The sequence below is a fragment of the Streptomyces sp. NPDC025273 genome (assembly GCF_040638585.1).
Classification (GTDB): Bacteria; Actinomycetota; Actinomycetes; order Streptomycetales; family Streptomycetaceae; genus Streptomyces; species Streptomyces cinereorectus.
Map to the genome: position 1 here is coordinate 1 of NZ_JBEZYP010000052.1, position 1464 is coordinate 1464.

A 1464-nucleotide genomic window follows, 5' to 3' on the forward strand; every position below is an offset into this window, starting at 1 on the left:
TCCATTTGTCCTGGTCACAGGGCCTTTCTGGAGTCTAGTTTGCTGACGCTCTATCAGGTGGGTGGAGGTTCGTGACTCACCCGATCGGGGTGCGTGCGGCGGTGGTAGTGGCAGCGGCGGGCGATGGCCTGGTGACGTCGGCGCCAGTGGGACCAATAGAGCCGACGGGTGGGTTGCCGGTGCCGGGCTGCGGGGGGATGGGCAAGGTCCAGGAGCCGTCGGATTTCTGCCACGGTGAGGGGAACGAGGCTGCTCGAACCGTTTCTGCGGCCCCCTTTTCGAGGGCGTGGGCTGTCATCGCGGCCAGGAAGGCGTGCGCGAGCATCGCCAAGGTGATGTGGCGGTACCAGCCGACGTAGCGGCGGACTTCGTACTGGTCCAGGCCGCACTCGTTCTTCGCGGCTTGGAAGCACTCCTCGATGGCCCACCGTGCGCCGGCCACCCGAACCAGTTCGGCGACGGCGGCATCAGCCGGCGCGAAGGCCAGGTAGTACGCGATCTCCTCGGGACGCGCCAGGCTGCGGCGGGCCAGCACCCAGCGGTAATGGGTGGACTTCGCGCCGTCGATGGCGGGGAGCTGGGCCGCGGCCCAGTCGTAGACGCGCGGCCCCTTCGCACCGTCACCGCAAGAGATCCGCTCCCATGCCTCAGCCGGGGCCCCGGTAAGAACATGGTCGATGCGCCAGCTGCCCGCTGGGGACTTGACCTGCTGCGACTTGGGCACCGCCAGGACGTAGCTCACGCCTGCCTCCTCCAGCATGCGCCGGAAGTGCCACTCCTGCCCGTAGGCCGCGTCGGCGGTGACCCAGGCGATCGGCAGGGCTGAGTCCAGCGCCCGCTGGACCATGGCGCGTGCAAGTTCCGGCTTGGTCGCGAAGGGCTTGCCCTCGGGGATCCGGGCCGCGCGGCACCGATCGGGGTCCTCGGTCCATGACCTGGGCACATAGAGCTCGCGGTCCACCAGGGCCCGACCCTTGGCAGAGGCGTACGCGGCGAACACCCCGATCTGGCAATTCTCGGTGCGGCCGGCGGTGCCGGAATACTGCCTTTGCACCCCGGCGGAGACGGTGCCCTTCTTGAGGAACCCGGTGTCGTCCACGATCAGCACACCGTCCGGCTGTCCAAGCCGCTCGGCCACGTAGCCCTGCAGGTCATCGCGGATCTCATCCGGATCCCACTGGCACCACGACAGCAGCCGCTGCAGCCCATACGGGGTGTCGTGGCCCGCGTGCTCGGCTATCTGCCAGCTGTTCTTCCGTCCCACCGGCCCCAGCAGACCCCGCACGTAGTCGCGCATCCGCCGCCGCGGCTCGACCCGGCCGAACCGCTCGCCAACCCGCAGTAACAACGACTGCAACTCGGCTTCCCACAGACCTACTTCGACGTCACTCTCCATCTCCATGACTGGTTCAACGCACCCCGATCGGGTGAGTCACGAACCTCCACCCACCTGATAGAGCGTCA

Annotated in this window: 1 pseudogene; it reads right to left on the reverse strand. The window is 68.0% G+C overall.

Annotated features, from left to right (window positions below):
• Window positions 1–301: 301 nt before the first annotated feature.
• Window positions 302–1396, reverse strand: a pseudogene (locus tag AB0F38_RS31635) (IS701 family transposase); the annotation flags it as partial.
• Window positions 1397–1464: the final 68 nt, after the last annotated feature.